Here is a 25,457-nt window from a genome sequence, read left to right as displayed (position 1 = left end):
ATGAAACGTACCATTATTATGATGTTGGACTCCTTTGGAGTCGGTGCTTCTGCTGATGCAGCAAGCTTTGGTGATGTCGGTTCCGATACCTTTGGCCATATTGCTAAAGTATGCGCCGAAGGCAAAGCCGATATTGGCCGTGAAGGCCCGCTGAAATTACCTAACTTAGCGCGCTTAGGTTTAGGCCATGCAGCGATGGAAAGTACTGGCGCCTTTGCCCCCGGTTTTGGCGATAATGTTGAGCTGATTGGTGCTTATGGTCATGCACAAGAGTTAAGTTCGGGTAAAGATACGCCGAGCGGTCACTGGGAGATGGCGGGCGTGCCCGTACTATTCGAGTGGGGTTATTTCAGCGAGCATCAAAATTCTTTTCCTAAAGAACTGACGGATAAGATCTTAGCCCGTGCAGGTCTGGATGGATTCTTAGGTAATTGCCATGCCTCAGGTACAACTATTTTAGAAGAGTTAGGCGAAGAGCACATGCGCTCTGGCAAGCCTATTTTCTACACCTCTGCTGATTCAGTATTCCAAATCGCTTGTCATGAAGAAACCTTCGGTTTAGACAATCTCTATCGTCTTTGCGAAATAACCCGTGAAGAGTTAGAGCCTTACAACATAGGTCGCGTCATTGCCCGTCCATTTGATGGTACTGGTCCAAGTGATTTTGCCCGTACTGGCAATCGTAAGGATTATTCGCTCGCGCCACCTGCAAAAACTGTACTCGATAAGCTGAAAGAGGCTGGCGGTGAAGTAGTGAGTGTGGGCAAGATTGCCGACATTTATGCTTACTGTGGTATCACTAAAAAAGTGAAGGCGAACGGCTTAGAAGCACTTTTCGATGCGACCTTAGCCGAAGTGAAATCTGCGGGTGATAACACTATAGTGTTTACTAACTTCGTTGATTTCGACTCTCACTACGGTCATCGCCGTGATGTTGCTGGCTACGCCAAAGGGCTGGAATATTTCGATGCCCGTTTGCCTGAAATGCTCGCATTATTAGGTGAAGACGATCTGCTGATTTTAACGGCGGATCACGGTTGCGATCCAACATGGCAAGGCACTGATCATACCCGTGAATATGTGCCAGTATTAGCTTTTGGCGCTGGATTGAAAGCGGGATCGCTGGGGCGTCGTAACAGCTTTGCCGATATCGGCCAATCTATTGCGAGCCACTTTAAGCTTGAACCTATGGCCTATGGCGAATCGTTCCTTTAGGCAAATTAGCATTTATTTCGATTTGGCGGCTGACATTTGCCGTCAGTAAACAAAGACTTAAGTCTTAATAAAATAAACAGGGGTTATTTCGATGGCAACACCACACATTAATGCTGTAGAGGGCGCATTCGCTGAGACAATGCTGTTTCCAGGCGATCCATTACGTGCAAAATATATTGCTGAAACATTCTTAGAAAATGTTGAGCAAGTGACTGATGTTCGAAACATGCTAGGTTTTACTGGTACTTACAAAGGTAAGCGTATTTCAGTTATGGGTTCTGGCATGGGTATTCCTTCATGCTCTATCTATGCAACTGAATTAATTCGTGATTACGGCGTTAAAAACCTAATCCGTGTGGGTACTTGTGGTGCGATCAGCACTGACGTAAAAGTACGTGACGTGATCATTGGTATGGGTGCATGTACTGACTCAGCGGTTAACCGTTTACGTTTCAAAGGCCAAGATTTCGCCGCTATCGCTAACTATGAGCTGATGAATGCGGTTATCGAGTCTGCGAAAGTTCGTGGTACTAAAATTCGCGTAGGTAACATTTTCTCTGCGGACCTGTTCTACACTCCTGATCCACAAATGTTTGACGTGATGGAGAAGATGGGCGTATTAGGCGTAGAAATGGAAGCGGCTGGTTTGTACGGCGTTGCCCATGAGTTTGGTGCACGTGCCCTGTGCGTTGTGACTGTATCTGACCACATCCGCACCGGTGAAAAGACGTCTGCAGAAGAACGTCAAACCACATTCAATGACATGATCATCATGACATTAGAAGCAGCGATTACACTGTAACTGTTATTCTGTAAGAGTGTGCTACTGAAAAAAGGGTTCGCAATGCGAACCCTTTTTTATGCCAATTTTTAGCGGCTGTTCTATTCGACTTTGTTATTAATGGTTTGGTTATTAGAAATTGCTTGTTTATGGCTTATCTAGAGCTTAGCTATCAATAGATTAGTGATTTACCTTATCTATCGAAATAGATATTAACCTGTTGAATCTGTGTCGAGATCACTTGGTTCACTGGGTGTTTTTGGCGTCGAGGTTTCGGCCGCAGCGGCTGTTGCTTTAGTCGCGTGTTTTACCCGACGGACACTTTTCACTTTAGGTTTAACCTTAACAGGTGCCGCTTGTTCCGCATCGTTTGCCGCGTTTTCAACTGCTGTATTATCCTGTAATTCCAATGATTTTTTTGACGTTTTTTCGGCCTTAGTTTGCACGCTGGTCTGAGTGAGCTTATCGGTATTTGCCTCTGTCACTGCTTTTGGCGCCTTAGTGGGTTTAGCCGCTTTTTCTTGTGGGTTATCAGTGGTCGACACCAGTTGATCTTCGGTTAGCTCTTGCGCCAAACCATCATTAACACTTTCTGATGGCTCTTCTGCTGATGAGCGTTTCTTAGGTTTTTTCGGCGCTTGACGCAGCTTAACCCTAAAGCGGCGGCGGTCAAAATCGGCGCGTTTGAAAGACAAAGAGCGCGAAAGCAACATACCAATCAAGCCTGCAACCAGCAGCATGATTTGTTGTTGTTCCATGTTTAAGTTGTGGGCTTCTTTGATTTCGTTGAAAAACAGCTTGGTATCGAGCCTGACTTCGACATAACCTAGATTTTTCCCTTCTTGGATCACGGGCTCTACATAGGGAGGATATTTGCTTAGTAGCAAATTCATTTCTTCCGAGTCAGGATCAACTACATCCTTAGTGATGCTTTGGGCGAAGGATAACCGCATGCCTTGGTCGCTGAAGATAGCCGCAGACATCACCTTAGGATCTTCGACTAAAGCGCTGGCGAGCCATTGCAACTGCTCATCATTTTGCAGTTGTAGTGCGGGCGCGGCACCATAAGCGGTTTGCTGCACCAGTAATCTGGCCATCTTTTGAGTTTGGGACTTTAGAAGCAGCTGACCTTGTAGTAGGCTTGTCTGCCACAATTGCACTAAGCCTAATATCAAGGCGAAGGCGGCGGCAATTTGGATCAGTCTACTGATTTTATGGCTTTTCTTTAGCCCTTTAAGATATAACACTTTGACCCTTAAAATGTAGAGCGCTTGCCTAATCATAATTGATTCTGAGTGAGCCCGATAGTTGGAGAATTTAAGTCCGATGGAAAGCTTGAACCAAGATGCGCTTTTTTTGTGGTTAGTCTCTGACCATTCCCCAAGGTTTGAACACCAAGGGCAAGTGTTTGAACGTTATCAAGAGTCAGCATATCCCGCTGGTGTCTCACGTGTGCGAATTATTTATCAAGATGCCGTGGTAGAGGGCGCAATATCGGCCTGGATTGCGGCATTGCCTTCGTCTGATGTTATCGGTATTTCACATATCGAACGCCAAGTCGGCTTACATTGTATCGAGTTGGCACTGGTAAATTTACCTTCTCAGGCGCAGTTAGCAGCATTCCCGCAGTCTTTGGCTGAACTGCATGTCATCAATTTTGATTTACCTCGTTTGAACCATCCCGGCTTATTAGTGATGGACATGGACTCCACTGCGATTCAGATTGAATGTATTGATGAATTAGCGGCCATGGCGGGTGTTGGTGAGCGCGTGGCGGCGATTACTGAACGTGCTATGCAAGGCGAGCTAGATTTTGAACAGAGTCTACGTCAGCGCGTGGCACAGCTTAAGGGTGCTGATGCCAGTATTATCACGACCTTGTGCGACAACTTACCTTTAATGCCTGGGCTTGAGTCCATGCTGTTAGAACTTAAATCCCATGGCTGGCGTTTAGTGGTGGCATCTGGTGGCTTTACGCCTTTTGTGGGTCATTTAAAACAGCTTCTAAGCTTAGATGCGGCCTTTGCTAATGAGTTAGTCATCACTGATGACAAACTCGCGGGTGAAGTGACGGGTAAAGTCGTGGATGCGCAGTTTAAGGCGGATGTGGTTGAGCGTTGCAGTGAGCAGTGGGGCATTCCCAAAGGTCAAAGCGTCGCTATCGGCGATGGCGCCAATGATATCCCTATGGTGATGGCGGCGGATTTTGGTATTGCTTTCCATGCCAAACCTAAGCTGGCAGCGGCGGCGGATGCCAATATTCGCCACCTCGACCTGCGCGTTTTACCTTATCTGTTGCAAATCTAGGTTATTCATTTATTTGAAATTTGAGTCGAGATGAAAGCCTAAGTCAGGGCTGAGTTAGAGTAATGACTCTTGTCTTTTATTGATGAGCTGGTAGTTTAGGGAGATTGATAAACTACCAGTGACTCATTTTGACTCAGCTCGCTCAAGGCTCAACATTACCCATTTCACAGTCTTCAATCTTTCTGCCGTACCGCGATGGCCAACTGCATCTACGTCAGTTATTACCGTCGGTGCCTGATTTTTCTAAGACGCCTATTCTCATGCTCCATGGTGCCATGTCTAACGGTCGGGTGTTCTATAGCCAAAGTGGCCGTGGCCTAGGTTGTTTTTTGGCTAAGGCGGGATTTGTGGTGTATGTGTTGGATACCGCTGGCAGAGGGCTCAGTTTGCCGAAAATCGATCGGGATTTTACCTTAGGGCAAGGTGAAGTGATCCGCGAGCAATTACCTTTAGTGCAGCAGGCCATTCTCGATTTACATCAAAAAGCCTGCCAAGAACAGGCGGCTAAGCATGATTGCAAAATCGTGCCGCCTTCGCAGGTGCATTGGTGCGCCCATTCATGGGGCGGGGTGTTAATGGCGAGCAGTCTGGCCCGTTATCCTGAGTTACAACAAAGCGTTCGTTCACTGCTTACCTTCGGTAGCAAGCGGACGATTCGGGTTAAATCCTTCAAAAAGTGGTTAATGGTTGATGTTTTTTGGAATCGTTTAGCGCCAGGTTTAGCTATGGGCCAAGGTTACCTTGCTGCCGACAAGTTGCGCATCGGTATGGACAATGAAAGCCGCGCCTCATTAGTTCAAAGTATCGATTGGGTGCGAGGAGATTGGCTCGATCACGACGATGGATTTGATTATGCGAAAGCGGCAACATTCGCTAATTGGCCACTAGCTTGGTTTATCTCAGGGCAGAGCGATACTGTGCTTGGGCATCCAGAAGATGTGGCTGATATGGTCGCAGAGTGCGGCTTTAAACGGGTGAAATCAACGCTTCTTTCTAAGGATAATGGTTTTAAACATGATTATGGTCATGCCGATATGCTGACGCATATAGATGCTAGCAGTGATCATTTTCCTAAGATTAGGGATTGGTATTTAAGTTTTGATCTGGCGGTATTAAACAATTAAGACTGTTTTTTATGGATTGCAGGGTATCTTAGTTCAACCTCTTGGGTAATATCTAACAGTTCACCGACACCAATTATCCGCCATAACTGTTCTTCTAATTGTTTAGCTTTATGGTTTGCATGAATATTAATGTATTCCAATTCGCGACGCAGATAACTCATGTCTGGCTTCTCAGTCGCACCTCGGTAAACGCGTAGGGCGAGGAATCGGCCTAACGCTTTGCTCTGATTGATAAAGGTTATCTGAGCATCCACATCACCGACTTCTGTGGCTGAAGTGCATTTCAAAAAGATTTTGCCACGAGATTGACGTATCAACTGGACAAACACTTCAATGAAATCCATATCTTGCTGGGGTTTCATCTGGCGAATAGGTTCGAGGATATCCCGCTTAAAGAAACCGTCTTTTAGCAGCGGTGCTAAATTATATTGCAGAGTATCTGACGTGCCAGCGGCAAAAATATCGCTGATCTCATCCTGTTGTGTACCTACGCCTAAACACGCGACTTGAGCCGATTTTGTCGTTTTTTCAACAAAGTAGGGCACAGAATGCAAATCATGCATCAAAATATTTTTTAAACCATCGGCAAGTTCATTCGCTTCACTATTGTTCTCAGTCAGTTGTTCTAACTTTTCCTTATTATGGGCAATCAGTTTATTTAAAAACTCGACCCCCACATGGGGTGTATGGCCCATGACTGCGGTTAAATGCAGTGTTACACCATTCTTACGGGTTCGCACTAAACGGTAAGGGAGATTATCTAACTGTGTTTTACCCGCAATGGTTTGTAGTTTAGGGAAGCTTAACAGTAGCGGTTTATTCGATGAGAACTCTGTCGGATTGTCTAAGGTTAATTGCATGCCACGGCTAGAGATATCTAAAGTAATGCCCGTGGCTTTTAGCTTGTCTTGCGTCACGTTGACTAAGGTTTTAAAGGCGAAACGAGCCTCTTGGCGTCGCTCGCTAAACTGCATGGAAACTAACTTAATTTGATTGGCGGTTAATCGTTGTTGACCAAAGGTTTTAAGGGCATTGGCATTACTGTTGTCTTGCCAGGCTTTGTAATGCCCTCTGGCATCTTCATTGCTGATATCGATGAGCTGCAGTAAATGACTAAACTGCGATAACTGCTGTTCAACCAGTGGGCTGAATTTAGCCTCATCGCCCGGCAGGGTTGCGCGGCGATAGCCCTTATCATGATAAATTTTATCTTGGGTAACTTTAAAGATCCGCCAGCTAGGTTTGGTCGATGCAAAGCCTAGGAATAAAGGCATCATGCCCTTAGCTTTAAGCTCCGCTAAGGTGGCAGAGTAAAAATATAAGCAGCCTTGGGCATTATAGGTAAAGCTAAAAAATAGCCCGTGGTCGGGATTTTCTGGATGACTCAGCAATGCCGATACTCGGCTTGGGGTCAGCATGGCTGGTAATTGGCTGACATCATTTTCATCTTGAAAGTAATGCACTATCTGTTGGTTGTCACGGCTGAGCAGCATGTGACTCAAACCTTGGGTTTGAGTATTGAAATACAAAGGCAAGTGGGGCAGGTGAGGTAAATAATGGCGTTCAAATCCGAGTCCTGTTGCACTCACTATCACATCATTGACATCTACCTTGTAACGCAGTTTATAGCCGCGGATTAAATTGCCGAGCATTTCACTTAAGGCTTCGCTGCCACCAAGGCGTTTGAGCCTTAGCCAAATATATTCGCCATTGGTTTGGCTATCGACAATCTGATAATCCACGCCGAGCTGGAGATCGGGATAGTAAAACTCTTCACTGAGTTCCAGTAACTTAACTTTGAGTGGTTGGTCGAGATCGAAGGGATGATTGGCGGCGAGGCGAATACGGGCGCCGCCGATAGATAAATCTGCCGTGATCCCAGGTACTTCACCTCGACCGGATTGTGATGCCGCAATGCGAATACTGTAATTCATCCGCTCCTCAGCGCGGTTGAAATAACTGCCTAATACTACGCCTGGCACCATAAAAGGTTCTGGCTCGGCGGCTTCAACCTGAGTCACACCTTGGCGTAATTTTACCCGACGCTGTTGATGGGCATTGAGCACATATTCATACACACCTAAGGTATATTGGTTGCGAAACAGTGACATGGCCTCATGCATACTGCTTTTGGCTGGCTCATCTAAAAAATGTCGCTGTTGACCTAACATGACTTCAGTACAAGGAAGCTCTGATTTATCCCTGAGATCGATAATTCGGGTGCAAGGCGAAGCCAAACGACTCAATTCCATTTTCACAAGAAAACGGGTCGAATTGGTTTCATCTATCGTCAGCTGCTGAAAAATCTCTTGGAAGTTAGGTTCCATGAGTAACGGCTTGAGCTGTTCGATGAGTGCACTGTGGTTATCTAGACTCATGTAGGGTTCTTTTCTAATGCTGATTTTATGCCGTGCTGTGTTAGTCTTATGTCGGCAGTATTCATCGTTACTTAAATTGATTTTATACAGATTTTAATAAGTTATGGCAAAGAATAAAACAGCGTACGTATGTAATGAGTGTGGACAAGACTTTCCCCGTTGGCAAGGTCAATGTAGTGCTTGTCAGGAATGGAATACGATTACTGAGGTCAGGCTCGGTGCGGCTTCTCCTGGGCGCAGCACTAAGTTTGTCGGTTACGCTGGTGCGAGCAGCAATGAAGTGAAGACATTAGATCAAATCGATCTCAATGCTCTGCCGCGAATATTGAGTCATTTCGGGGAGTTAGACCGAGTGCTCGGTGGCGGAATAGTGCCAGGTTCAGCCATTTTGATTGGCGGACATCCTGGTGCGGGTAAGAGTACGCTTTTATTGCAAACCTTGTGTCATCTGGCCGAGCAAATGCCTGCACTGTATGTCACGGGTGAAGAGTCCTTGCAGCAAGTGGCCATGCGTGCCCATCGCCTTGGTTTACCAACCAATAAACTGCGGATGTTGTCTGAAACCAGCGTTGAGCAAATTTGCGAAGTTGCCCTAAAAGAATTACCCAAAGTCATAGTGGTCGATTCGATTCAAGTGATGCACATGAGCGATGTGGCATCGAGCCCAGGCAGTGTGTCGCAGGTCCGTGAATCCGCTTCTTACTTAACGCGTTTTGCGAAAGAAAATGGCATTGCCGTGATTATGGTCGGCCATGTAACCAAAGATGGCAGTTTGGCTGGGCCCAAGGTATTGGAGCATTGTATTGACTGTTCAGTGATGTTCGAAGGCGATAGTGATAGTCGTTACCGCACCTTGCGTTCCCACAAAAACCGTTTCGGTGCGATCAACGAGTTAGGCGTATTTGCCATGACAGAGCGCGGCTTAAAAGAAGTCGCCAATCCTTCGGCAATTTTCCTTTCCCGTGGTGAAGAAGAATCTTCTGGCTCGCTTGTTATGGTGGTCTGGGAAGGTACGCGGCCGCTACTGGTGGAACTGCAAGTGTTGGTGGATAACTCGGCCATGTCTAACCCCCGGCGCGTAGCTGTGGGTATGGATGCCAACCGTTTAGCTATGTTGCTTGCCGTGATGCACCGCCACGGCGGTTTACAGATGTCGGATCAGGATGTATTTGTGAACGTGGTGGGCGGCGTGAAAGTGACAGAAACCAGTGCCGACTTAACGTTACTCTTGGCTATGGTATCGAGTTTTCGCGGGGATATTTTGCCCAGCGATTTAGTCGCCTTTGGTGAAGTGGGGCTATCTGGCGAAATTCGGCCTGTGCCCAATGGCCAAGAGCGATTAGTTGAAGCCGCTAAACATGGTTTTAAGCGCGCCATAGTGCCAAAGGCCAATGTGCCGAAAAAGCCTCCTGCGGGAATGGAGGTCGTGGGTGTGTCTAAGTTATCCGAAGCGCTAGAAGCGATTTAACATCAAATGCTCGCGAGTGAGATTAATGTCAGCAAGCAAAACAGCGCCATTAGGCGCTGTTTGTGTTTATGAGCGAGTGTTTTAATCTGTGATATTGTGTTTTTCGATAAACAACATAAGTTCGCGATTCAGCAAGGAAGCATCGCCTAAGTTAAGCTCCACCATACGTTTTAGGTGGCTGATACTGTCGACGTCGATAAAGTTACACTTCAAGCCTAATTGGGCATTTTTTTGATGGACCAACTCAGTTTCCATACGGATCTCGATGTCAGATTCGGGCAAGATAAAGCTGAGGGTAATAGCATCACCCGAGTGAATAAAATTTTGCGGCTCTTCGACCAAGGCACCATTTAGACTCAAATCGAGAATGGTTGTCTCCCACTGTGCGACACCTTGTTGTAGATGTGCATTCGTGGCAAATAGAATCCGCGAAAACTTGCGCCTTTCGTCCATACCCAATCCTTTTTCTTTCATAGTCTGCTAAGTGTAGTCCCATCAGTGTCCCTAAGCATATGTCATATTGATGTGACTGTAAAAGCAGAGCAATTTTTTGTTCAATAAAGCTACCGAGATCGCATATTTAACCTTTCACTCATATGCAAATATGAAAAAGTATGAATAATTCACTTAAGTAAAATAAGAGAAATTGAAAATGGCTTACAGTGTGCTGGTTGTCGACGATGAAGCGGTTATCCGTGCGCGATTAAAGGGATATTTTGAAAAGGAAGGTTATCGCGTCGTTGAGGCGGCCGATGGCGAGCAAATGTGGTACGAGTTTAATCGCCAACATATCGATTTGATCATGCTAGATATCAATTTGCCCGGTGTCGATGGTTTGAGCCTGACCCGTGAGCTGCGCAGCCGCTCTCATGTGGGCATCATTCTGGTCTCTGGGCGGGATGAATCTATCGACAAAATCGTTGGTCTCGAAATGGGCGCCGATGATTATGTGACTAAACCTTTCGAGCTGAGGGAGTTGCTGGTGAGGGTAAAAAACCTTCTGTGGCGGATTTCCCTTGTGAAGCAAGCTGAGTTGGCGGTCGTCGAAGAATTATCCCAACCGGACGATGTGTTAAGTTTCGAAGGTTATCAACTCGAACTCAACAGCCGTAAATTACGCCATGGCGATGTGTTGATCAAACTCACCAAAGCGGAATTTGAGTTACTGGTCGCATTTGCTCTGCATCCGCAGCAAGTCTTATCCCGTGAGCGTTTAATGCAGCAAACCAGTCACCGTAATCTGGATGTCAATGACAGAACCATAGATGTGATCATTCGCCGTCTTCGCAATAAACTCGACACTGAATTGTTTGTCACTGTTCATGGGGAAGGTTATTTATTTGCCGCTAAAGTGGACGATTAATGCGAGTGAGGTCGCACTTGGTACAGAGGGTAAAAGTCGGCCTCCGCTAGGCTGAAATCTAATTGAGACAAAGTGTTAGAGGATGATGTTCGCTTGATGATCGCAGGGCCTATATCGCCAAATGGCTGAGCGCCTTCGAGTTGTTTCACTGTAGCATCAATGGCGAGTTTTCCCTGTAATACGACTAGATCATCATTACTGTAGATGACTTTTTCCCGTTTGAGCCCACGCACAATGGCGGGGGACAAGTAACTGCTTACTAGCTTGACTCTGTTACTTAATCTCTTTTGTTTCAAGGTACTAATGGCGGCCTCAATCGCCACTGCGCTGCCGAGAATATAATCTGGCTGCTGAGCTTTAAGCAGCATCTGCAACTGGTCACGATACAAATTGCGATTATTATCGGCGTGCTGAATGGCACTAATCTTGACTTGGCTCCCTTCAAGCGCCTGACGTATACCTTGCTCAACTAAATCAGTGCCACCTAGGTTTTCCGGTCCGGCTAAGAGTGCCAAATTTGCCGTTTGTTGCGGATGTTGTGATGTTGCATCGGCTTTGATGAAGTTACCCGCCAGTAGCCCCATTTGATACCAGTTGACGCCAATATGAGTTTTGACTTGGTCGCTATTAAGTTTATTGACTAGGGCTAGCACGGGTTTAGTCAGTGGCGCGGTAAATTGGGCAAGTAAATCTGGGCTGACTGAGCCCAGTAAGATGGCATCATAGTCGCCTTGCATACAGCTTTGGAGCTGGGCCAGTTGTTTATCTTTATGGTAATAACTGCCTGCTTCGAAGAGATCGAGTGAGACGCCAAGGGCTTTGGCATGTTGGATCAGTCCATAATCAATGCCAATCCAGTAGGCATCTTTAAGGTGTGGCACTAGGGCGCAGATCCGCCAAGGCTTTTGAGCTTTTGTCAGTGGTAAGTAGTTTAATGTTTGGGATTGCTGGATTTTGACATTGAATGGCGTGCGCTGCTCTAATGGCCAAGTGAGGGGTTCACTTGTCGCATAGCCTGAAAACACGAGGCCAAATGTGGCGAGTGTGAGCCATCGTTGCCAATATTTTCGCATCATCCCGTATTATCCGCTAAGCATAATCTTGGGTGGCATTGTAACAGTTTAAGGAAGATGTGTGGCTCCTTTATCTTTATCGCGAACCAGTTTAACCGGTCGATTAATGCTCGCCTTCAGTGTGTTAGGCGTATTGTTGATGCTGCTTGTTAGCTTAGGCAGCTTAAGTCTGCATTGGTTAAAACAGGCCGACAGTTACTTGTACGAAGAGTCGCTCCCCGCATCCCAAGCGGCAAGGCAGCTAGTGCAAGCTTCTAATGCCTTGTCTGATGGTGTGCAGCAGTTAGGGCGGGTAGAAGATGAACGACAACGGGAGTTTATTGGTCGTAAACTGAGCCTTGAAAGTGTCAATATGTTTAATGGCATCAAAACCTTAACCATATTGGATGTCGACGAAGGCCAAAATCTGAACCAGCTGGCCGAACAAATCATCAGCCAATTAACTTCACTTGGCAAAAGTGTGGGTCGGCGTTTGACCATGGGCGATGAATTGCAGCTGAAGGCCCATGAATTGTCCATTGCAGCAGGACATGCCTCCGAATTACTTCAATCTGAGCTCGCCGTGGTGAATTCTGCCATTTTGGCGAAGTTGAGTCAGGCCTATCCAGATATGGCAGGGGCGAAGCGCAGCGGCCGATTGCTCGACGATGTGATTGAGGGCGAACTTGATATTCAAGAGCAGCTCAATCGTGCCCTTAAGTTAGTTCATCAAATTGCCTTGTTAAGTCAGTTATTTGAATCCTCCGAATTGCAGTCAGAATTGCAATTAAGTGTGCCGAAGTTACTGGCGACGTTCGCAAGCACGAATCCTTCCCCGAGTTTTACCCTTCCTGAGCCTGAGATAGCGACGGCAATGGAGAGGGCGCTTGCCCATAAGACGGATTCAGTGCCAGCTTCGAGTGACATCAATATCGATTTGATGGCGCTCGATAATGTGCCTGAGATTATTCGCGATCCGGGGCGTTTGCAGGCGTTAAAAACCGAATTAGCAGTGTTGGCGCACACACCGCAAATCATTAAATTACAGCGGGAATTAAGTCAAACATTGCAGCAGCAACAGCGTCAACAGCAAGAGTTAGCCGAAAAACTCTATGGACTCAATACGCTGGTGGATCGCGCCCTAAATCAACAGCAACAACAGGCAGAATTGGCTCGTAGTGATTATCTACACCAATTGTCCCTTGCTAGGCTTGGGCTTTGGGGCACAGGTGCCTTGATGTTTGTGGTGATTGGCTTTGTGATCTATCGAGTGATTTATCGCGGTATCGCCCTTAGGTTAAATCAGGCGACCGAGGCCATGTCCCGCTTGAGCTTAGGTGACACTGACGTGAGTTTAGAGGCCCACGGGGATGATGAACTGACTGCGATGGCCAATGCTATCGAAGCCTTCAAGCGTAAAACTGCCCATAATCTTAAATTACAGGCAGATTTACGTCAGGTGGCAGATGAGTTGACCGAGCATAAAAAGGCGTTGGAGCAAACGGTTGCTGCCCGCACGCAAGAGTTAGCCGATACCAATAATCGCCTCGATGCAGAAGCCAAGGGCCATGCTAAAGCAAGGCAAATAGCCGAAGAGGCGAGTCAGGCAAAATCCCAATTCCTTGCGACCATGAGCCACGAAATTCGCACACCTCTCAACGGTTTACTCGGCACATTAACCTTGCTCGGTCACAGTAACTTACCGCCAGCACAGCAGCAGATGTTGGCGCTATCGCAATATAGCGGCACGTTATTGCAAACTGTGTTGAACGATATTTTGGATTTTTCGCGCCTTGAACAAGGGAAACTCAGCCACGAGCCAAGGCCAACCGATATCAATAGCTTGCTCGATGAAGTGCTGGCGATCATGGTTGCCGGTGCTAATTTGGCTGGCCTCAGCCTCAAAATGAACAAACCAAAGCTACCAAGTTGCATCAATATCGATGGGCCTAAGTTGCGCCAAGTGTTGTTCAATCTAATAGGTAATGGCATTAAATTTACGCAAGAGGGCGGCGTGACGTTAACTGTTAGTCTACAAGGCACCCAATTGTCCTTTGTCGTGCAGGACACGGGCGTAGGTATTGCGCCTGCGGCACTCGATAAATTGTTTGTGCCCTACAGTGCTTTACCGAATCAAGGTCGCAGTCGCGGAACTGGGTTAGGGCTCGCCATTTGTAAGCAATTGGTTGAGTTAATGAATGCTAGCGGCCGAGGGATTTGGGTTAAGAGTCAGCCAGGAAAAGGCAGTGAGTTTGGTTTTGAACTGGCCTTTAATGAATGCGATATGACCTATGCCAAAGCGGTAACAGAGAGGGTATTAGTGCCTGCTCGCCAAGTGCTGGTGGTAGAAGACAATAAAGTGAATGCTATGGTGGCGCAGGGATTTTTAGCGCACTTAGGTCACAAGTCAGTGCTTGCTGTCAGTTGCCAACAGGCGCTTGAATTTGTTGAGTCTAGCGGCGTGGTTTTCGATGCTGTGATGCTGGATATTCAGCTCAGTGATGGCACTGGAATCGATTTATTGCCGCAGTTAAAAATGTTAATTGCCAATCCTAGTGTGAAATTTGCAGCCTTTACCGCCCAAATGCAGAGCGAGGATTTACAGCATTACCGCGAGGCGGGATTTGATACTGTTTTGGCTAAGCCTCTAAGTCTACAAACCCTTACAGAATGGCTTGGTGTTGCGGTTTATCCCTTGTCTGCATCCATTTCATCATCGACCGTGAATGACCTGTTGTCTGCGCCGCCTCAAGTCACAACGGAAGCTAAGATTACAACGACAATAGCGGATGTCGATAATGAGCCATTATTAGATCTCAAACAGTTAGCGCAAGATAAGGACGTACTCGGCAGCGAAGCTATGATGTCTATGCTCGATCTTTTTAGTGATTCGAGTCGTGAGCAGCTTGCCAAACTGTCTCTAGCTAATCCCAAGGAAGAGGTCGCCAAATTGCTGCACGGGCTTAAGGGCAGCAGTGCCAGTATGGGATTGATAGCGTTAGCTAAATTATGTAAGGAGTTAGAGCTGGCGCTAAAAGCCAGTGCAAATAAAGATTGTGTAGATAAAGCCAGTGCAAATAACGCGTTGGAGCTTAGTGAATTTCAACGCCTTGAGTCTTGCAGGCAGGCATCCATTGCCGCCTTGAGCCAATGGTTAGCTGCACAAAACGACTGAACTTGCCTGCTCATAAACCCACCTGCTCATCAACCTATTGGATAGCGTTAGTCTAAAGATAAGTCGCTCTAGAACGTTTAGCTAATCACCGCCACAGCGGGTTCAAGCTGTGCGATATCTAGCTTCACCCACGCTAAGGTGAGTGTGGCAACGGCACTATAAAAACCGTTTTTGTCGCATTGAGTGAGTTGGTTAATAAATTTTGCTAACCAGGAGTCGACGCAGGTTTGCAAAAAGCTTAATTGGACACTGTCTTCACTGTGACAACATAAGTGCGCCATATAGGCGATCATCACGGCCAAATGGTCGGCGGGCTCAGGGAAATGACTCTGCACTTGCAGTTTACTCTGGTGTAAAAATTCACTCATCTGCTGATGTTGCTGACCAAATAGCAGAGGTTCATCTTCGCCACTTAAATACAGGCTAGCATAGGGTGAAGCGCTGTGTTTGGTGCCAACGAGAAATAAACCGCAGTAATCCGCCGCGAGTTCGAGTAACGCTTCATCATCTTTTATCCCATTGAGTGTGCTGCGAATTTTGTCCACTGACTGAGTGAACTTCGCCTCTAGGCTAAGCTGTTCCCAGAATTGCTGCGCCGCTTCGCTGGTGAGTTCCTTAAGTCTTTGCTCGTCAACTTCGCGGGCAAAAAGTGATGATAACAGCTGATAAACCAAGGCTCTGGCGTGGTTGATATCGACTTGACTCATAGTATATTCCTCAACACGCCCTAGTTTTGGCGCTAAGATTGGATGCTGAGACGCGCCGCGTTCGGCGCATCCAGCGTTTCGGTTTTAAGGTTAGATTTCGACTTCGATCGGGCCATCGAAGGAGCTGACCTTAGGCACTTTGCCTTGGTATTTTTCAAACTCGACTAAGCAAGTATAGGCTGAGCAAGCTTGGGCAAGTTTAGAGGTGCCTATGTCTAAAGTGAGAGTGTTAGGATCGCCATAACTACACAGGGCGCCGACTTCAGCTCCCCCTTCAACGCTGCCATCTTTGCCCACAGGCCCATACCACGCGCCTTCGTGAATCCGCACAATACCAGTAGGGAAGTTGTCCGATACCACAGCACCCGCCAACAGTTGGCCACGGTCGTTAAAGACTCTCACTATATCGCCATCTTTGATGCTGCGCGCTTTTGCGTCGACAGGGCTGATATACACAGGCTCACGGCCATTGACTGCGTAGGTCTCGCGGTATTCTCGCGACTCACACATTTGCGAGTGTAAGCGTTTGTCTGGGTGGCATGACTGCAACCAAATCGGATGCTTGTCAGAGCCAGGGCCGCCATGACTACGCTCGGTTTTCTCCATCCACGTTGGGTGACCTTTACAGTCATCGTAACCGAATTGATCAATCTTACGGCTAAAGATTTCAATCAAACCTGAAGGCGTGCCTAGTGGATTGATTTCAGGATCGTTTCTAAAGTCTGCATGGCGCGTCCAGACTTCACCGTCACCAAAATGCACATAACCTTGTTTCCAGAAAGTCGCAAAGTCAGGCATCTCAAACTTGCCCGCGTTGGCGGCTTTACATTCGTTATAGAGGGTTTCTAACCACTCCATTTCGCCCATGTTACGGGTGTATTCCTTCTCTTTACCAAGTACGGCGGCAAAGCGAGTGAAGATTTCAAAATCCGACAAGCTATCAAACAGTGGCTCAACCATCTTTTGCATGGCTAAAATACCGCGGTTAGCATAGGCGCCGTACACGTCGATATCGTTGCGCTCATAGGTAGTACAAGCGGGTAGTACGATATCCGAGAAGCGGCAAGTTGCCGTCCAGTTCACATCGACAGTGACCACACACTCAAGCTTATGGAAGGCTTGCTTCATACGGTTTCTGTCTTGGTGATGGTTCCAAGGATTATTACCCGAGAAAATCATCATCTTGATATCGGGGTAAACCACTTTCGAGCCGTTTGCATCAATGGTTTTGCCGGGTTCAAGAATCGCATCAATCCAGCGGGCAACCGGAATCGTGCTGCTCGCGCCCTTGAAGTCTGAGCTATCAAAGAGTGGCTTTTGATTTTCGTCCAAGTTACGGGGGAAAGCACCAGGCGCCGCGGCACCCGATGAAGGCACCCCGATACTCGAGTAGTGATGACCATAGCTGATGCCACCACCGGGTAGCCCGATTTGGCCGATCATGGTCGCCAGTACCGCCGCCATCCAATAGGGTTGTTCGCCGTGTTGCTGGCGCTGGATACACCAACCCATCATGAATTGAGTGCGACCCTTCACTAAGGTTTTGGCTAAATCGCGGATAACATGGGCTTCAACACCACAGATAGGCGCGGCCCACTCTGGGGTTTTGGCGACGCCATCTTTAGTGCCCATCACATAGGGCACAAACTCTTCAAAACCTAAGCTGTAGCCTTGGATAAATTTATCGTCGTAGAGCTTTTTGCTGATCATCTCGTGGGCGATGGCCAGCATTAAAGTCACGTCTGTCTGTGGGTTAACGTAGAGTTGCTCACAGCCTAAATAGGCTTGGGTCTTAGTCACCACAGGGTCGATACTGATGACGCGGATTTTGCCTTGCTTCACTTTCTCTTTTAACTGCGCAAGATAGGCAAAAGACTCGTGGGTTTCCGCATTCCAACCCACTTGCAGGTTCTTGTATGGATCGTTCGACCACAGCACGATAGTGTCGCTGTGTTCTAAGATCAGCGGCCATGAAGTGCCTTGGGCATACACTTCGGTTGAACCTAACACATAGGGCAGAATCGTTTGGCCTGCACCTGTGGAGTAGTCGCCGATTTTCTTCACATAGTTGCCGTGCATCCCCACAGCGCGCTGCATATGGCTAGTGCTGGAATGCAGTTGACCCGTGGCGCGCCAACCGGTTTGCCCCGCATGCAGACCTGATGGACCGTATTGGGTTTGGACTTCATCTAATGAATGCTTAAACAGTCTTAATGCCTTGTCCCACGTTACGCGAACAAAGCGGAAATCACCCCGTTGATGGGTATTACTCTTATGACCTTTGAGTAAAAAATCTAAGCGCACCATAGGGTAACGTACACGCGATGGATTGTAGACCATGCCGCGGATGCCGTTAATCATATCCGTTGGATACTTATCTAAGTCGAAGGGTTTCACTTCGGCAATGACGCCGTTTTTGCGCTTCATTTTAAAGGCGCCGAAGTGTGAACCTGTGGTTAGCCATTCATCTTCATTGATGCCCGCTTTGGCTAAGGCATTTAAGGGCGCTAACACTGAGCTGCCACCTAAGACAACGAAAGAGGATGAGCCGATACCCTTTAAAAAGTCTCTTCTGTTCATGGTATTACTCCCGAATTAGTGCTCTTTTTTCACAAAAGTTGACGAATGTTCCTGCAGATATTTCTGCACTAGCGCTTGCGTGTCTTGGTCCATATTCACGAAGGCCAACATGCCTTGGAACATTCCCGGCCAAGTATTGGCGTCAAAGTGCGCCTCATCGGGCTGGGTGTGGCAAACACTGCAGCTGGAGCGGAAGGTATCGCGGGCATAGCCCCAAAGTGGTTGCAGCTCGGTCAGCAGATAATCCTTGTCGGTCCAGATTTGCGCTTCGATACGCTGCCATTTAAGGCCTGTCATTGGGTCTTCTTTCTCTTCAAAGGTTTGGATTACACCTTCGGTTTCGGCGGCGTCTTTGGTTAACTGTGCCGACAAAATGTTCACGCCAAAGTCCATGTAGATCACGCGGCCTGCACCGATTTTTTTGCGCCAGCCATCAATGCCGATCTTGATGCGTTTGTCTTGGGTTTCGAGCACTTTGACTTTCGTTGCTACGTTGAGCGTGCCAGCTTCCACATCGCCTTTATCTGTGAAGAATAAGGGCTTAGTCAGGGCGCTATAGTAGGTTTGGTTGGTTTCGACTGAGCTGACGCCAGCGCCGACTTCGGCGATGAGTTCAGGTGCACGGGCCGTGCCCATTTCCGGTAAGTGATGGGCAATACCTTTGTGGCAATCGATACAGCTTTGGTCGATTTCTGCGGCGCGTTTCATCTGTTTTTGTGCCAGCGGGGACATGCTTTCCCATTTCATCGAGTTGTAGTTGTGACAGTTTTTACAGGCCAGTGAATTATCGCGATCGAAACGTTTCCATTCGCGACTTGCCATTTCTAAGCGTTTGGCTTCGAATTTTTCTGGGGTGTTGACTGTGTTAAATAGCCAACCCCAGACATCGTGGGAGGCTTCCATCTTACGGGCGATTTTACGGCTCCAGTTATGGGGCACGTGGCAATCGGGGCAGGTGGCGCGAACGCCAGAGTGATTCGACCAATGCACAGTTTCCTGCAGCTCTTGGTAGGGTTTGCTTTCCATACTGTGGCAGCTAATACAAAAAGCTTCGGTATTGGTGGCTTCGAGTGCAGTGTTAAATCCGCCCCAGAAGATGATACCCATGATAAAAGCGCTGATGCTGACGGCGCCTAAGGTCAGCGCTTTAGTGGGTTTGTTCAGTGTGCGCCAGAGGTTGGTTAACCACTTCATAATCGCGTCCTCAAAAAGTAACTATATGGTAAATAGATATAAATTAGTGGCCGACAACGCCGCCGAAGGCTTGGATCATCCAAATGATGAAGCCGTAAATACTGATCCCTGCGATAGTGAGCGCGGGGAAGAGTAAAAAGATGATGAACCCGAGTGCTTTTAACTCATTTTTGCGCGTGGATTTATCCGATGTGGGTGTTTGTTGGTGTGGCTTTGTCATTGGGCTCGACTCCGAACGAAAGCGATTTTTGATATGAGCACTATAAAGGGGAGATGTGAATGGACTTGCTCGCTGTGATGAATGGGGTTTGACAATATATGAAAGATTATGAAAACTTTATTGTGGGCGTAAGTTAAGCCCTGCTCTGGCACAATTCGGCGGTGATTAATGTGAGTTCAATAGGCCGTGATGTCATCGCTTAGGATGTTTTTTTGAACAACTGATTTCGGCTTTTGTCGCTAATTTTTTATCGAAGTGTAGGGGATGTCTTAGCTATCTTTGGGAGATTCCAGTATCATCCGCGGCCAACAACGGCTGCGTCTACATGATTAATGGCTTGTTAATCATCGCGAAGCATCACTGCTTGCAGATCATGGATTTTTCCCACAGTAGGAAAATGATGTGGATCTCTCACCCAAGTCTGATGGATTTGGGGCTCTAATCTGCCGCAGCCAGCGTCGCCAATTGCGTTTTAGGTAATTGGTACCGACCCCATTTTAAGAGATCACAAGGTATAACAACATTATGTCTGAGCAATTGAGTTCAACAGCCGTACCCTCTGGTTCGTTTCTGGACCGTTATTTTTCTATTCAACAACGTGGCAGCACAGTTCGCCAAGAAGTGATTGCGGGATTAACGACTTTCCTCGCTATGGTCTACTCAGTGATTGTGGTGCCTAACATGTTAGGCCAAGCGGGATTTGATCCCGGCGCCGTGTTTATCGCCACCTGTTTAATTGCATCATTTGGTTCTTTGCTCATGGGTTTATGGGCAAACTTACCTATGGCGATTGGCTGCGCGATTTCGCTCACAGCCTTTACGGCCTTTAGCTTAGTGCTAGGTCAGGGCATGTCGATTCCGGTCACCTTAGGCGCGATTTTCCTAATGGGCGTGACGTTCACACTTGTGAGCGTGACAGGTGTTCGTCAGTGGGTACTGGCTAATTTACCTAAGGGCATAGCCCACGGTACAGGCATAGGTATCGGCTTGTTTTTACTTTTGATTGCGACTAACAGTGTGCAGTTGATTGTGGCCAATAGCGCAGGCTTACCGGTGAAGTTGGGCGATATTAACAGCTTGCCTGTTATTGCGACCGTTATAGGTTTAGCGGCAACTATCGGTTTAGAGCGCCGCGGTGTACCTGGCGGTATTCTGTTGGTGATTATCGCGTTATCGGTATTTGGTTTAGTGTTCGATCCGAGCGTGAAATACCAAGGTTTGTTTGCCTTGCCTGATTTAACCTCAGAGCATTCACTGATTGGTCAGCTTGATATCATGGGCGCCTTTAATCCTGTGGTATTGCCAATCGTATTAGCGTTAGTGATGACGGCAATTTTCGATGCGACCGGCACCATCCGTGCTGTGGCTGGCCAAGCGAATTTGCTCGATAAAGACGACAATATTGTTGGCGGCGGCAGAGCCTTAACCTCAGACTCGGTCAGCAGCATGGTAGCGGGTTTAGTGGGCGGCGCACCTGCGGCTGTGTATATCGAGTCGGCGGCGGGTACTGCGGCGGGCGGTAAGACAGGTTTAACTGCGACGATCGTGGGCGTACTGTTTCTATTGATGATGTTTTTAGCGCCATTAAGCTACTTAGTGCCTGCCTATGCGACAGCACCTGCTTTAATGTATGTGGGTTTGTTGATGCTGAGTAACGTAGCAAAACTTGATTTTGACGATAAAGTCGATGCCATGGCAGGCTTAACCTGCGCTGTGTTTATCATCTTAAGTTGTAATATCGTCACAGGTATTATGCTGGGCTTTGTGACTCTGGTTGTCGGCCGTATCTGTAGTGGTGAATGGCGCAAACTCAAGTTAGGCGTGCTCGCTATTACCTTAGGTTTAGTGGTGTTCTATATGGGTGGTTGGGCGATTTAAGTTAGGCAAACTGAGTGATTTAAACTGAGTTATTGTAAACAGAAGCGAGTGCAGTCTTAGGATTAGCACTCGCTTTGATTTTGTGCTCGGTATTCACAATAGGCCCGCAGTAAGTCTTTCCAAGTGACAATCCCAACCAATTTACCGTATTCTAACACCGGCAAACAGCCTATATCATTGTCTAACAAGATGCGGGTTGCTGTATCTAAATTGATGTGGGGTGCAACGGTAACCGGATTACGGGTCATCACTTGATGCACACGTTTTTGCAGGGTTTCTAAATCTCTTGCGGTTTCGGCGCTACTGCCCAAGTTGGGGCTAATGGCACGCAGCAGATCCCGCTCCGATAACACGCCTTCAAGTTGATACTCATCGACGACCAACAAGTGATGAAAGTTCGCTTGGTCGAAGATTTCCTTCGCCACAGTTAATCGGTCGTCCATTTCAACCGTGACGACTCGGGTACTCATAATATCGGCGATAATGATCGGCATGATGATCCCCTGATAAGCTTGCGCATCCTAGGATGCACTCTGTTAATGCGCTGCATTACAGTTACTTATAACAGAGTGGTGCATGTTTAGCCAACACCCATTACAAAGTTTTAACGCAAAGATCTTGAACCTCTGGCTCATCATCCGTTGTGATTGGCATCCGCTCCGATTCGGGCAAGTGCGCGCCTATGTAGCGTTGATACTTTTTGCCCTTTAGTTTGTGGGTGTCCACCAGCACTAAGCCATCGATACAATCGCCAAAGTCGGCGTCGATACCAAAGGCGAGAAACTTAACCCCATCAGCCTTACACAGCTCACCATATTGCTTGTAGAGCGTCGGCACGGCGGCGCCCATACTCGCGAGCACTTGTTTGAGTTGCTTGAAGTTACTCTGATAATCCTCGGAGAAATACAAATCATCTAACTTGGCTTTTTGGGATTTGGATAAACCAAAGGGCGACATGGAAACCGCCATCTGCTGCGCAGGCGCAAATTCCCGCGAGTAAAAGTGTACGAGCATTTCTCTGGCGCTGCCGGGCAGTTGATTGCTGATAGACACTGGGCCAAATAGGTAGCGGTATTCAGGGTGTTTGGCGAGATAAGCGCCTATGCCAAACCACAGATAATCTAAGCTGCGTTTACCCCAATACTTGGGCTGCACAAAACTGCGGCCAAGCTCTAAACCTTGCTTCACGAAGGGCATAAAGCTGTCGGCGTATTGAAACAGCGATTGGCTGTAGAGGGCATTATCACCGTATTTTTCTAAGACTTTGTCGCCACTGGCGAAACGGTAGGCGCCGACAATTTCAAACTGCTCTTTATCCCACAGCACTAAGTGCTGGTAGTAGGAATCGTATTTGTCGATATCGCGGCGTTTGCCCGAACCCTCACCCACGGCGCGAAAGGCGATTTCCCTCAGACGACCAATTTCCCGCATGATGGGATTGCTGTCGTGGTGCTGGTATAGATAAATCAACTTGTTATCTTGCGTTTCCCCTAGTAGCTCGCATTGCTGCAGCGCCGCTTGCAGTTCACGGCGCGATTCAGGGTGGGCGATAGCACTTTGGGTGATAAACAGCGGATCTTTATCTTTGCCGATACGATACAAGTGATTTTTGAGCAGTTTTATCTTGGTCTTGAGTGGAAAGTCCATCGAGCGCACTGCTTCATTGGGAATAAGCTCGCCAATGCGGATCGGCATATTGCGTTTGGCCTGTTTGAACATTTCCTTCACCAGCAGCAGTGTGGCGAGTGGCTTGTAAATCATAGATGCGCCGTAGAAGGTCGCAGAGTTTTTGGCATCTAAAAATATCGGCAGTAAGGGAGCATTACAGGAAATCGCCATCTTTAAAAAGCCAGAGTGCCACTGAGTATCTCGCACGCCGTTAGGGCGAAGGCGCGAGACTTCCCCCGACGGGAAAATCAGCACAGCGCCTTCGTTACGCAGGTGCTGGTGGATTTTTTCTAAATGCTGTTTCGGTGTGCCGCCCGTCATATTGCGCACTGGCAGTAAGATTGAGTGCAACGGTTCCAGTGCCATCAAGAGTTCATTGGCGACCACTTTGATATCAGGGCGAATTTCACTGATAAGTTTGATCAGCGCTAAGCCATCGAGCGAACCTATGGGATGGTTGGCGAAGATCACCACTCGGCCTTCACAGGGAATGTTTGCTATCTCGTTGGCGGGCACGGTAAAGCTAAAGTCGAAACTCGCTAGCACTTGCTCGACAAAGTCCACGCCCTGTAAATAGGCATATTGATTGGCGATATCGTTGCATTGTTTTTCATTGAGCAGGTAACGCAGCATGGCCTTAGCGGGTTTAGCGAGCCAAGGTTTGTCATTGATCGACGGCAGATTTTGTTCAACCATATTATCAACGGTAAAAATCATGCTCTTCGCCTTAAGCGCTGGTGGCTGCACGGCATGGTTATTATGCTTAAGGTTGCTGTTTAGCGTCTGGTCATTGTGTTCCATAGCGTTATCTGATTGATGAGTAATGTTATTTAGTTGATTCATAGTGTTAGGCAACATCCCTTGGGCGAGTTTCGCCGGTATTTGTGTTTGGCATTTGCTGCGCTGCCGTTTTTTGTTGTTTATTTTTGTGCGTCTCAGGCGGCTGTTGCACTAACGCTATGCTGCTGAGAATATCTAGATTGAGTGTCTGTTCATTCCAGCGACACAGCTGTAAGTCACCGTTAAGGGTTTCTGTGATTAAGCTGCAGTTTTCAACCCAGTCACCGTCGTTGGCGTAGATGATTTTCCGCTGCTCAGGTGTACTTTGGGGCGTGCAGTATTGTGCTGCTCTGGGGTGAGTTGAGAGTTCTGGCTGATGGATATGGCCGCAGATCACGCCATCAACATCGAAATGCTGGGCATAGTTGAGCACCGCTTGGCGATAATGTCCGATAGCGGCTTGAGCCTTACCCACTTTGGATTTGATGTAACTTGCCAGTGACCAATAGGGATAACCTAAGCGTTCCCTCAGGCTGTGGAGATTGCGATTAAGGAACAGCAATAAGTCATATAAATGGTCGCCCAATATGGCGTAGAAGCGACCGACACACACATCGGCATCAAACTGATCCCCGTGGAGCATCAACAATTTATGGCCGCCAATTCCGTGGTGAATATGTTGGCGGGCAATTTTGATATTCCACAGGCTTAGCTCGGCATAGGGTTTGATCAGTTCGTCGTGGTTGCCCGGCAGATAAATCACTTGGGTGCCGTTTTGTGCCAGTTCAATGAATTTTTGTAGCACCTTATTGTGGCTATCAGGCCAATGCAGCTTACGTTTCAGCGCCCATAAATCGACTATGTCACCGACCAGATACAAGTGCTGACAACGCACGGTTTCAAGCAAACTGAGCAGGTAGTCGGCCTTGCAATCTTTACAGCCTAAATGGATATCCGATAGCCAGAGGGCGTTAACTGTGATGCTTGGTGTATGGGGTGATGCCGTCTGGTCTGAAGTTAATGCGGATGGGGTAAAAGAAGCTGAATTGAATCGATTTGAGGGTGTTGGTGCAGATGTCGGAACTGATGTAGGTGATTGCGTCGAGCGGTTAAAGATAGGAGGTGAAAGGCTGGGGTCATTTATCTGTCCCTGCGCTGTTGTTTCAAATTCCTTGAAATTAAATCCTGTCATCTCGTATTCACCCCATTAGGCTGTTAACGAATATGAGCTTAGTGAGGGGCTTTGACTGAATGATGAAGTTTAGATGACATGCAGATGACAAAAGGTGGATTAGCCTAGACTGAACCTGTCAAGATTCACATCAGGATGCAATTAGAACCGACAGGTTGATTTAACTCACTTCTGCCCCAACAAGATAACTTTGTTGTCAGTTTGCAGCATGAATTGTCATTGTTTCCCTTGTGACACGCCGCCCTTGCATTTAACAAGAAGCGTCCCTGAGGGTTCGACGACGGCATCCATGCCGCCAACGGTCACAGTTGCAACAATGCCAATCTTAATTAACACTTCTGCTGTTCGTTTAGCTAAAAAGCTATTGCCCCTTTA

General features: G+C 47.5%; 19 protein-coding genes. 8 read left to right on the top strand and 11 right to left on the bottom strand.

The annotated features are described in order from the left end of the window. Together Q4Q50_RS14210 and deoD are read left to right on the top strand one after the other, a co-directional pair. Entirely contained in the window at nucleotides 1–1,215 is a 1,215-nt protein-coding gene (locus tag Q4Q50_RS14210; RefSeq protein ID WP_263205892.1) for a phosphopentomutase, read from the top strand. A 91-nt stretch (nucleotides 1,216–1,306) separates the two neighbouring features. Continuing rightward, complete coding sequence (gene deoD, locus Q4Q50_RS14205) at nucleotides 1,307–2,017, top strand: purine-nucleoside phosphorylase (protein ID WP_006082701.1); 711 nt, start codon at nucleotides 1,307–1,309, stop codon at nucleotides 2,015–2,017. Nucleotides 2,018–2,208: 191 nt separating this feature from the next. Here the strand turns inward: deoD and Q4Q50_RS14200 are convergent, their stop codons facing one another. Further along, nucleotides 2,209–3,243, bottom strand: coding sequence for a YtjB family periplasmic protein (locus Q4Q50_RS14200; RefSeq protein WP_311899849.1), 1,035 nt, complete (start codon nucleotides 3,241–3,243; stop codon nucleotides 2,209–2,211). Nucleotides 3,244–3,322: 79 nt separating this feature from the next. Between Q4Q50_RS14200 and serB the strand changes: the two genes are divergently transcribed. Beyond that, entirely contained in the window at nucleotides 3,323–4,303 is a 981-nt protein-coding gene (gene serB / locus Q4Q50_RS14195) for a phosphoserine phosphatase SerB (protein ID WP_311899848.1), read from the top strand. A gap of 128 nt (nucleotides 4,304–4,431) precedes the next feature. Next, nucleotides 4,432–5,427, top strand: coding sequence for an alpha/beta fold hydrolase (locus Q4Q50_RS14190; RefSeq protein ID WP_311899846.1), 996 nt, complete (start codon nucleotides 4,432–4,434; stop codon nucleotides 5,425–5,427). On the opposite strand, the gene Q4Q50_RS14185 is transcribed toward Q4Q50_RS14190, so the two are convergent. Next, the gene (locus Q4Q50_RS14185) at nucleotides 5,424–7,805 is read right to left on the bottom strand and encodes a PilZ domain-containing protein (RefSeq protein WP_106651294.1); all 2,382 of its coding nucleotides are present in this window, start codon (nucleotides 7,803–7,805) and stop codon (nucleotides 5,424–5,426) included. The two genes, Q4Q50_RS14190 and Q4Q50_RS14185, sit on opposite strands and share 4 nt — an antisense overlap. A 103-nt stretch (nucleotides 7,806–7,908) precedes the next feature. Between Q4Q50_RS14185 and radA the strand changes: the two genes are divergently transcribed. Further along, a complete protein-coding gene (gene radA, locus Q4Q50_RS14180; protein ID WP_311891587.1) occupies nucleotides 7,909–9,273 on the top strand; it encodes a DNA repair protein RadA in 1,365 nt (454 codons plus the stop codon). Nucleotides 9,274–9,354: 81 nt separating this feature from the next. Here the strand turns inward: radA and Q4Q50_RS14175 are convergent, their stop codons facing one another. Next, nucleotides 9,355–9,726, bottom strand: a complete 372-nt coding sequence (locus Q4Q50_RS14175) for a PilZ domain-containing protein (protein WP_006082695.1) — start codon at nucleotides 9,724–9,726, stop codon at nucleotides 9,355–9,357. Between the two features lie 199 nt (nucleotides 9,727–9,925). Here Q4Q50_RS14175 and torR point away from each other — a divergent pair, with 199 nt between their 5' ends. Beyond that, nucleotides 9,926–10,636, top strand: a complete 711-nt coding sequence (gene torR, locus Q4Q50_RS14170; protein WP_311899845.1) for a two-component system response regulator TorR — start codon at nucleotides 9,926–9,928, stop codon at nucleotides 10,634–10,636. On the opposite strand, the gene torT is transcribed toward torR, so the two are convergent. Continuing rightward, complete coding sequence (gene torT, locus Q4Q50_RS14165) at nucleotides 10,633–11,709, bottom strand: TMAO reductase system periplasmic protein TorT (protein ID WP_371824887.1); 1,077 nt, start codon at nucleotides 11,707–11,709, stop codon at nucleotides 10,633–10,635. The two genes, torR and torT, sit on opposite strands and share 4 nt — an antisense overlap. Before the next feature lie 61 nt (nucleotides 11,710–11,770). Between torT and torS the strand changes: the two genes are divergently transcribed. Next, nucleotides 11,771–14,863 carry a TMAO reductase system sensor histidine kinase/response regulator TorS gene (gene torS / locus Q4Q50_RS14160; RefSeq protein WP_311899841.1) on the top strand — a complete coding sequence of 1,031 codons (3,093 nt, stop codon included), beginning with the start codon at nucleotides 11,771–11,773 and terminating at the stop codon, nucleotides 14,861–14,863. 77 nt (nucleotides 14,864–14,940) lie between these two features. Here torS and torD read toward each other — a convergent pair whose 3' ends face one another. The 4 genes from torD to torE all read right to left on the bottom strand — a co-directional run bounded on the left by torD (nucleotide 14,941) and on the right by torE (nucleotide 19,564). After that, the gene (torD, locus tag Q4Q50_RS14155) at nucleotides 14,941–15,570 is read right to left on the bottom strand and encodes a molecular chaperone TorD (protein ID WP_311899840.1); all 630 of its coding nucleotides are present in this window, start codon (nucleotides 15,568–15,570) and stop codon (nucleotides 14,941–14,943) included. 90 nt (nucleotides 15,571–15,660) lie between these two features. Next, nucleotides 15,661–18,150: a trimethylamine-N-oxide reductase TorA gene (gene torA / locus Q4Q50_RS14150; protein WP_311899839.1), complete on the bottom strand. Its 2,490-nt coding sequence runs from the start codon at nucleotides 18,148–18,150 to the stop codon at nucleotides 15,661–15,663. A 15-nt stretch (nucleotides 18,151–18,165) separates the two neighbouring features. Beyond that, the gene (torC, locus tag Q4Q50_RS14145; RefSeq protein WP_311899838.1) at nucleotides 18,166–19,344 is read right to left on the bottom strand and encodes a pentaheme c-type cytochrome TorC; all 1,179 of its coding nucleotides are present in this window, start codon (nucleotides 19,342–19,344) and stop codon (nucleotides 18,166–18,168) included. Between the two features lie 43 nt (nucleotides 19,345–19,387). Continuing rightward, complete coding sequence (gene torE / locus Q4Q50_RS14140; protein ID WP_012089866.1) at nucleotides 19,388–19,564, bottom strand: trimethylamine N-oxide reductase system protein TorE; 177 nt, start codon at nucleotides 19,562–19,564, stop codon at nucleotides 19,388–19,390. A 525-nt stretch (nucleotides 19,565–20,089) separates the two neighbouring features. Here torE and Q4Q50_RS14135 point away from each other — a divergent pair. Beyond that, complete coding sequence (locus Q4Q50_RS14135; protein WP_311899836.1) at nucleotides 20,090–21,442, top strand: NCS2 family permease; 1,353 nt, start codon at nucleotides 20,090–20,092, stop codon at nucleotides 21,440–21,442. 62 nt (nucleotides 21,443–21,504) lie between these two features. Here the strand turns inward: Q4Q50_RS14135 and Q4Q50_RS14130 are convergent, their stop codons facing one another. From Q4Q50_RS14130 to Q4Q50_RS14120, 3 genes are all read right to left on the bottom strand, one after another. Next, nucleotides 21,505–21,936, bottom strand: a complete 432-nt coding sequence (locus tag Q4Q50_RS14130; protein WP_311899834.1) for a CBS domain-containing protein — start codon at nucleotides 21,934–21,936, stop codon at nucleotides 21,505–21,507. Between the two features lie 100 nt (nucleotides 21,937–22,036). Beyond that, nucleotides 22,037–23,827: a bifunctional ornithine lipid synthase OlsF gene (gene olsF, locus Q4Q50_RS14125; protein WP_503658091.1), complete on the bottom strand. Its 1,791-nt coding sequence runs from the start codon at nucleotides 23,825–23,827 to the stop codon at nucleotides 22,037–22,039. 130 nt (nucleotides 23,828–23,957) lie between these two features. After that, nucleotides 23,958–25,082, bottom strand: a complete 1,125-nt coding sequence (locus Q4Q50_RS14120; protein WP_311899830.1) for a UDP-2,3-diacylglucosamine diphosphatase — start codon at nucleotides 25,080–25,082, stop codon at nucleotides 23,958–23,960. Nucleotides 25,083–25,457: the final 375 nt, after the last annotated feature.

Source organism: Shewanella scandinavica (assembly GCF_031932065.1).
Taxonomy (GTDB): Bacteria; Pseudomonadota; Gammaproteobacteria; order Enterobacterales; family Shewanellaceae; genus Shewanella; species Shewanella baltica.
The sequence above is the reverse complement of the archived record's forward strand: the minus strand, read 5'-3'. Positions and strand labels throughout refer to the sequence as shown.

Coding starts and splice junctions, on each gene's coding strand:
- torT (WP_371824887.1), bottom strand. CDS start 11,709: ATGCGAAAATATTGGCAACGATGGCTCACACTCGCCACATTTGGCCTC.
- torA (WP_311899839.1), bottom strand. CDS start 18,150: ATGAACAGAAGAGACTTTTTAAAGGGTATCGGCTCATCCTCTTTCGTT.
- Q4Q50_RS14120 (WP_311899830.1), bottom strand. CDS start 25,082: ATGACAGGATTTAATTTCAAGGAATTTGAAACAACAGCGCAGGGACAG.
- Q4Q50_RS14135 (WP_311899836.1), top strand. CDS start 20,090: ATGTCTGAGCAATTGAGTTCAACAGCCGTACCCTCTGGTTCGTTTCTG.
- torE (WP_012089866.1), bottom strand. CDS start 19,564: ATGACAAAGCCACACCAACAAACACCCACATCGGATAAATCCACGCGC.
- serB (WP_311899848.1), top strand. CDS start 3,323: ATGGAAAGCTTGAACCAAGATGCGCTTTTTTTGTGGTTAGTCTCTGAC.
- deoD (WP_006082701.1), top strand. CDS start 1,307: ATGGCAACACCACACATTAATGCTGTAGAGGGCGCATTCGCTGAGACA.
- Q4Q50_RS14175 (WP_006082695.1), bottom strand. CDS start 9,726: ATGGACGAAAGGCGCAAGTTTTCGCGGATTCTATTTGCCACGAATGCA.
- olsF (WP_503658091.1), bottom strand. CDS start 23,827: ATGATTTTTACCGTTGATAATATGGTTGAACAAAATCTGCCGTCGATC.
- torR (WP_311899845.1), top strand. CDS start 9,926: ATGGCTTACAGTGTGCTGGTTGTCGACGATGAAGCGGTTATCCGTGCG.
- torC (WP_311899838.1), bottom strand. CDS start 19,344: ATGAAGTGGTTAACCAACCTCTGGCGCACACTGAACAAACCCACTAAA.
- Q4Q50_RS14130 (WP_311899834.1), bottom strand. CDS start 21,936: ATGCCGATCATTATCGCCGATATTATGAGTACCCGAGTCGTCACGGTT.
- torD (WP_311899840.1), bottom strand. CDS start 15,570: ATGAGTCAAGTCGATATCAACCACGCCAGAGCCTTGGTTTATCAGCTG.
- radA (WP_311891587.1), top strand. CDS start 7,909: ATGGCAAAGAATAAAACAGCGTACGTATGTAATGAGTGTGGACAAGAC.
- Q4Q50_RS14185 (WP_106651294.1), bottom strand. CDS start 7,805: ATGAGTCTAGATAACCACAGTGCACTCATCGAACAGCTCAAGCCGTTA.
- Q4Q50_RS14210 (WP_263205892.1), top strand. CDS start 1: ATGAAACGTACCATTATTATGATGTTGGACTCCTTTGGAGTCGGTGCT.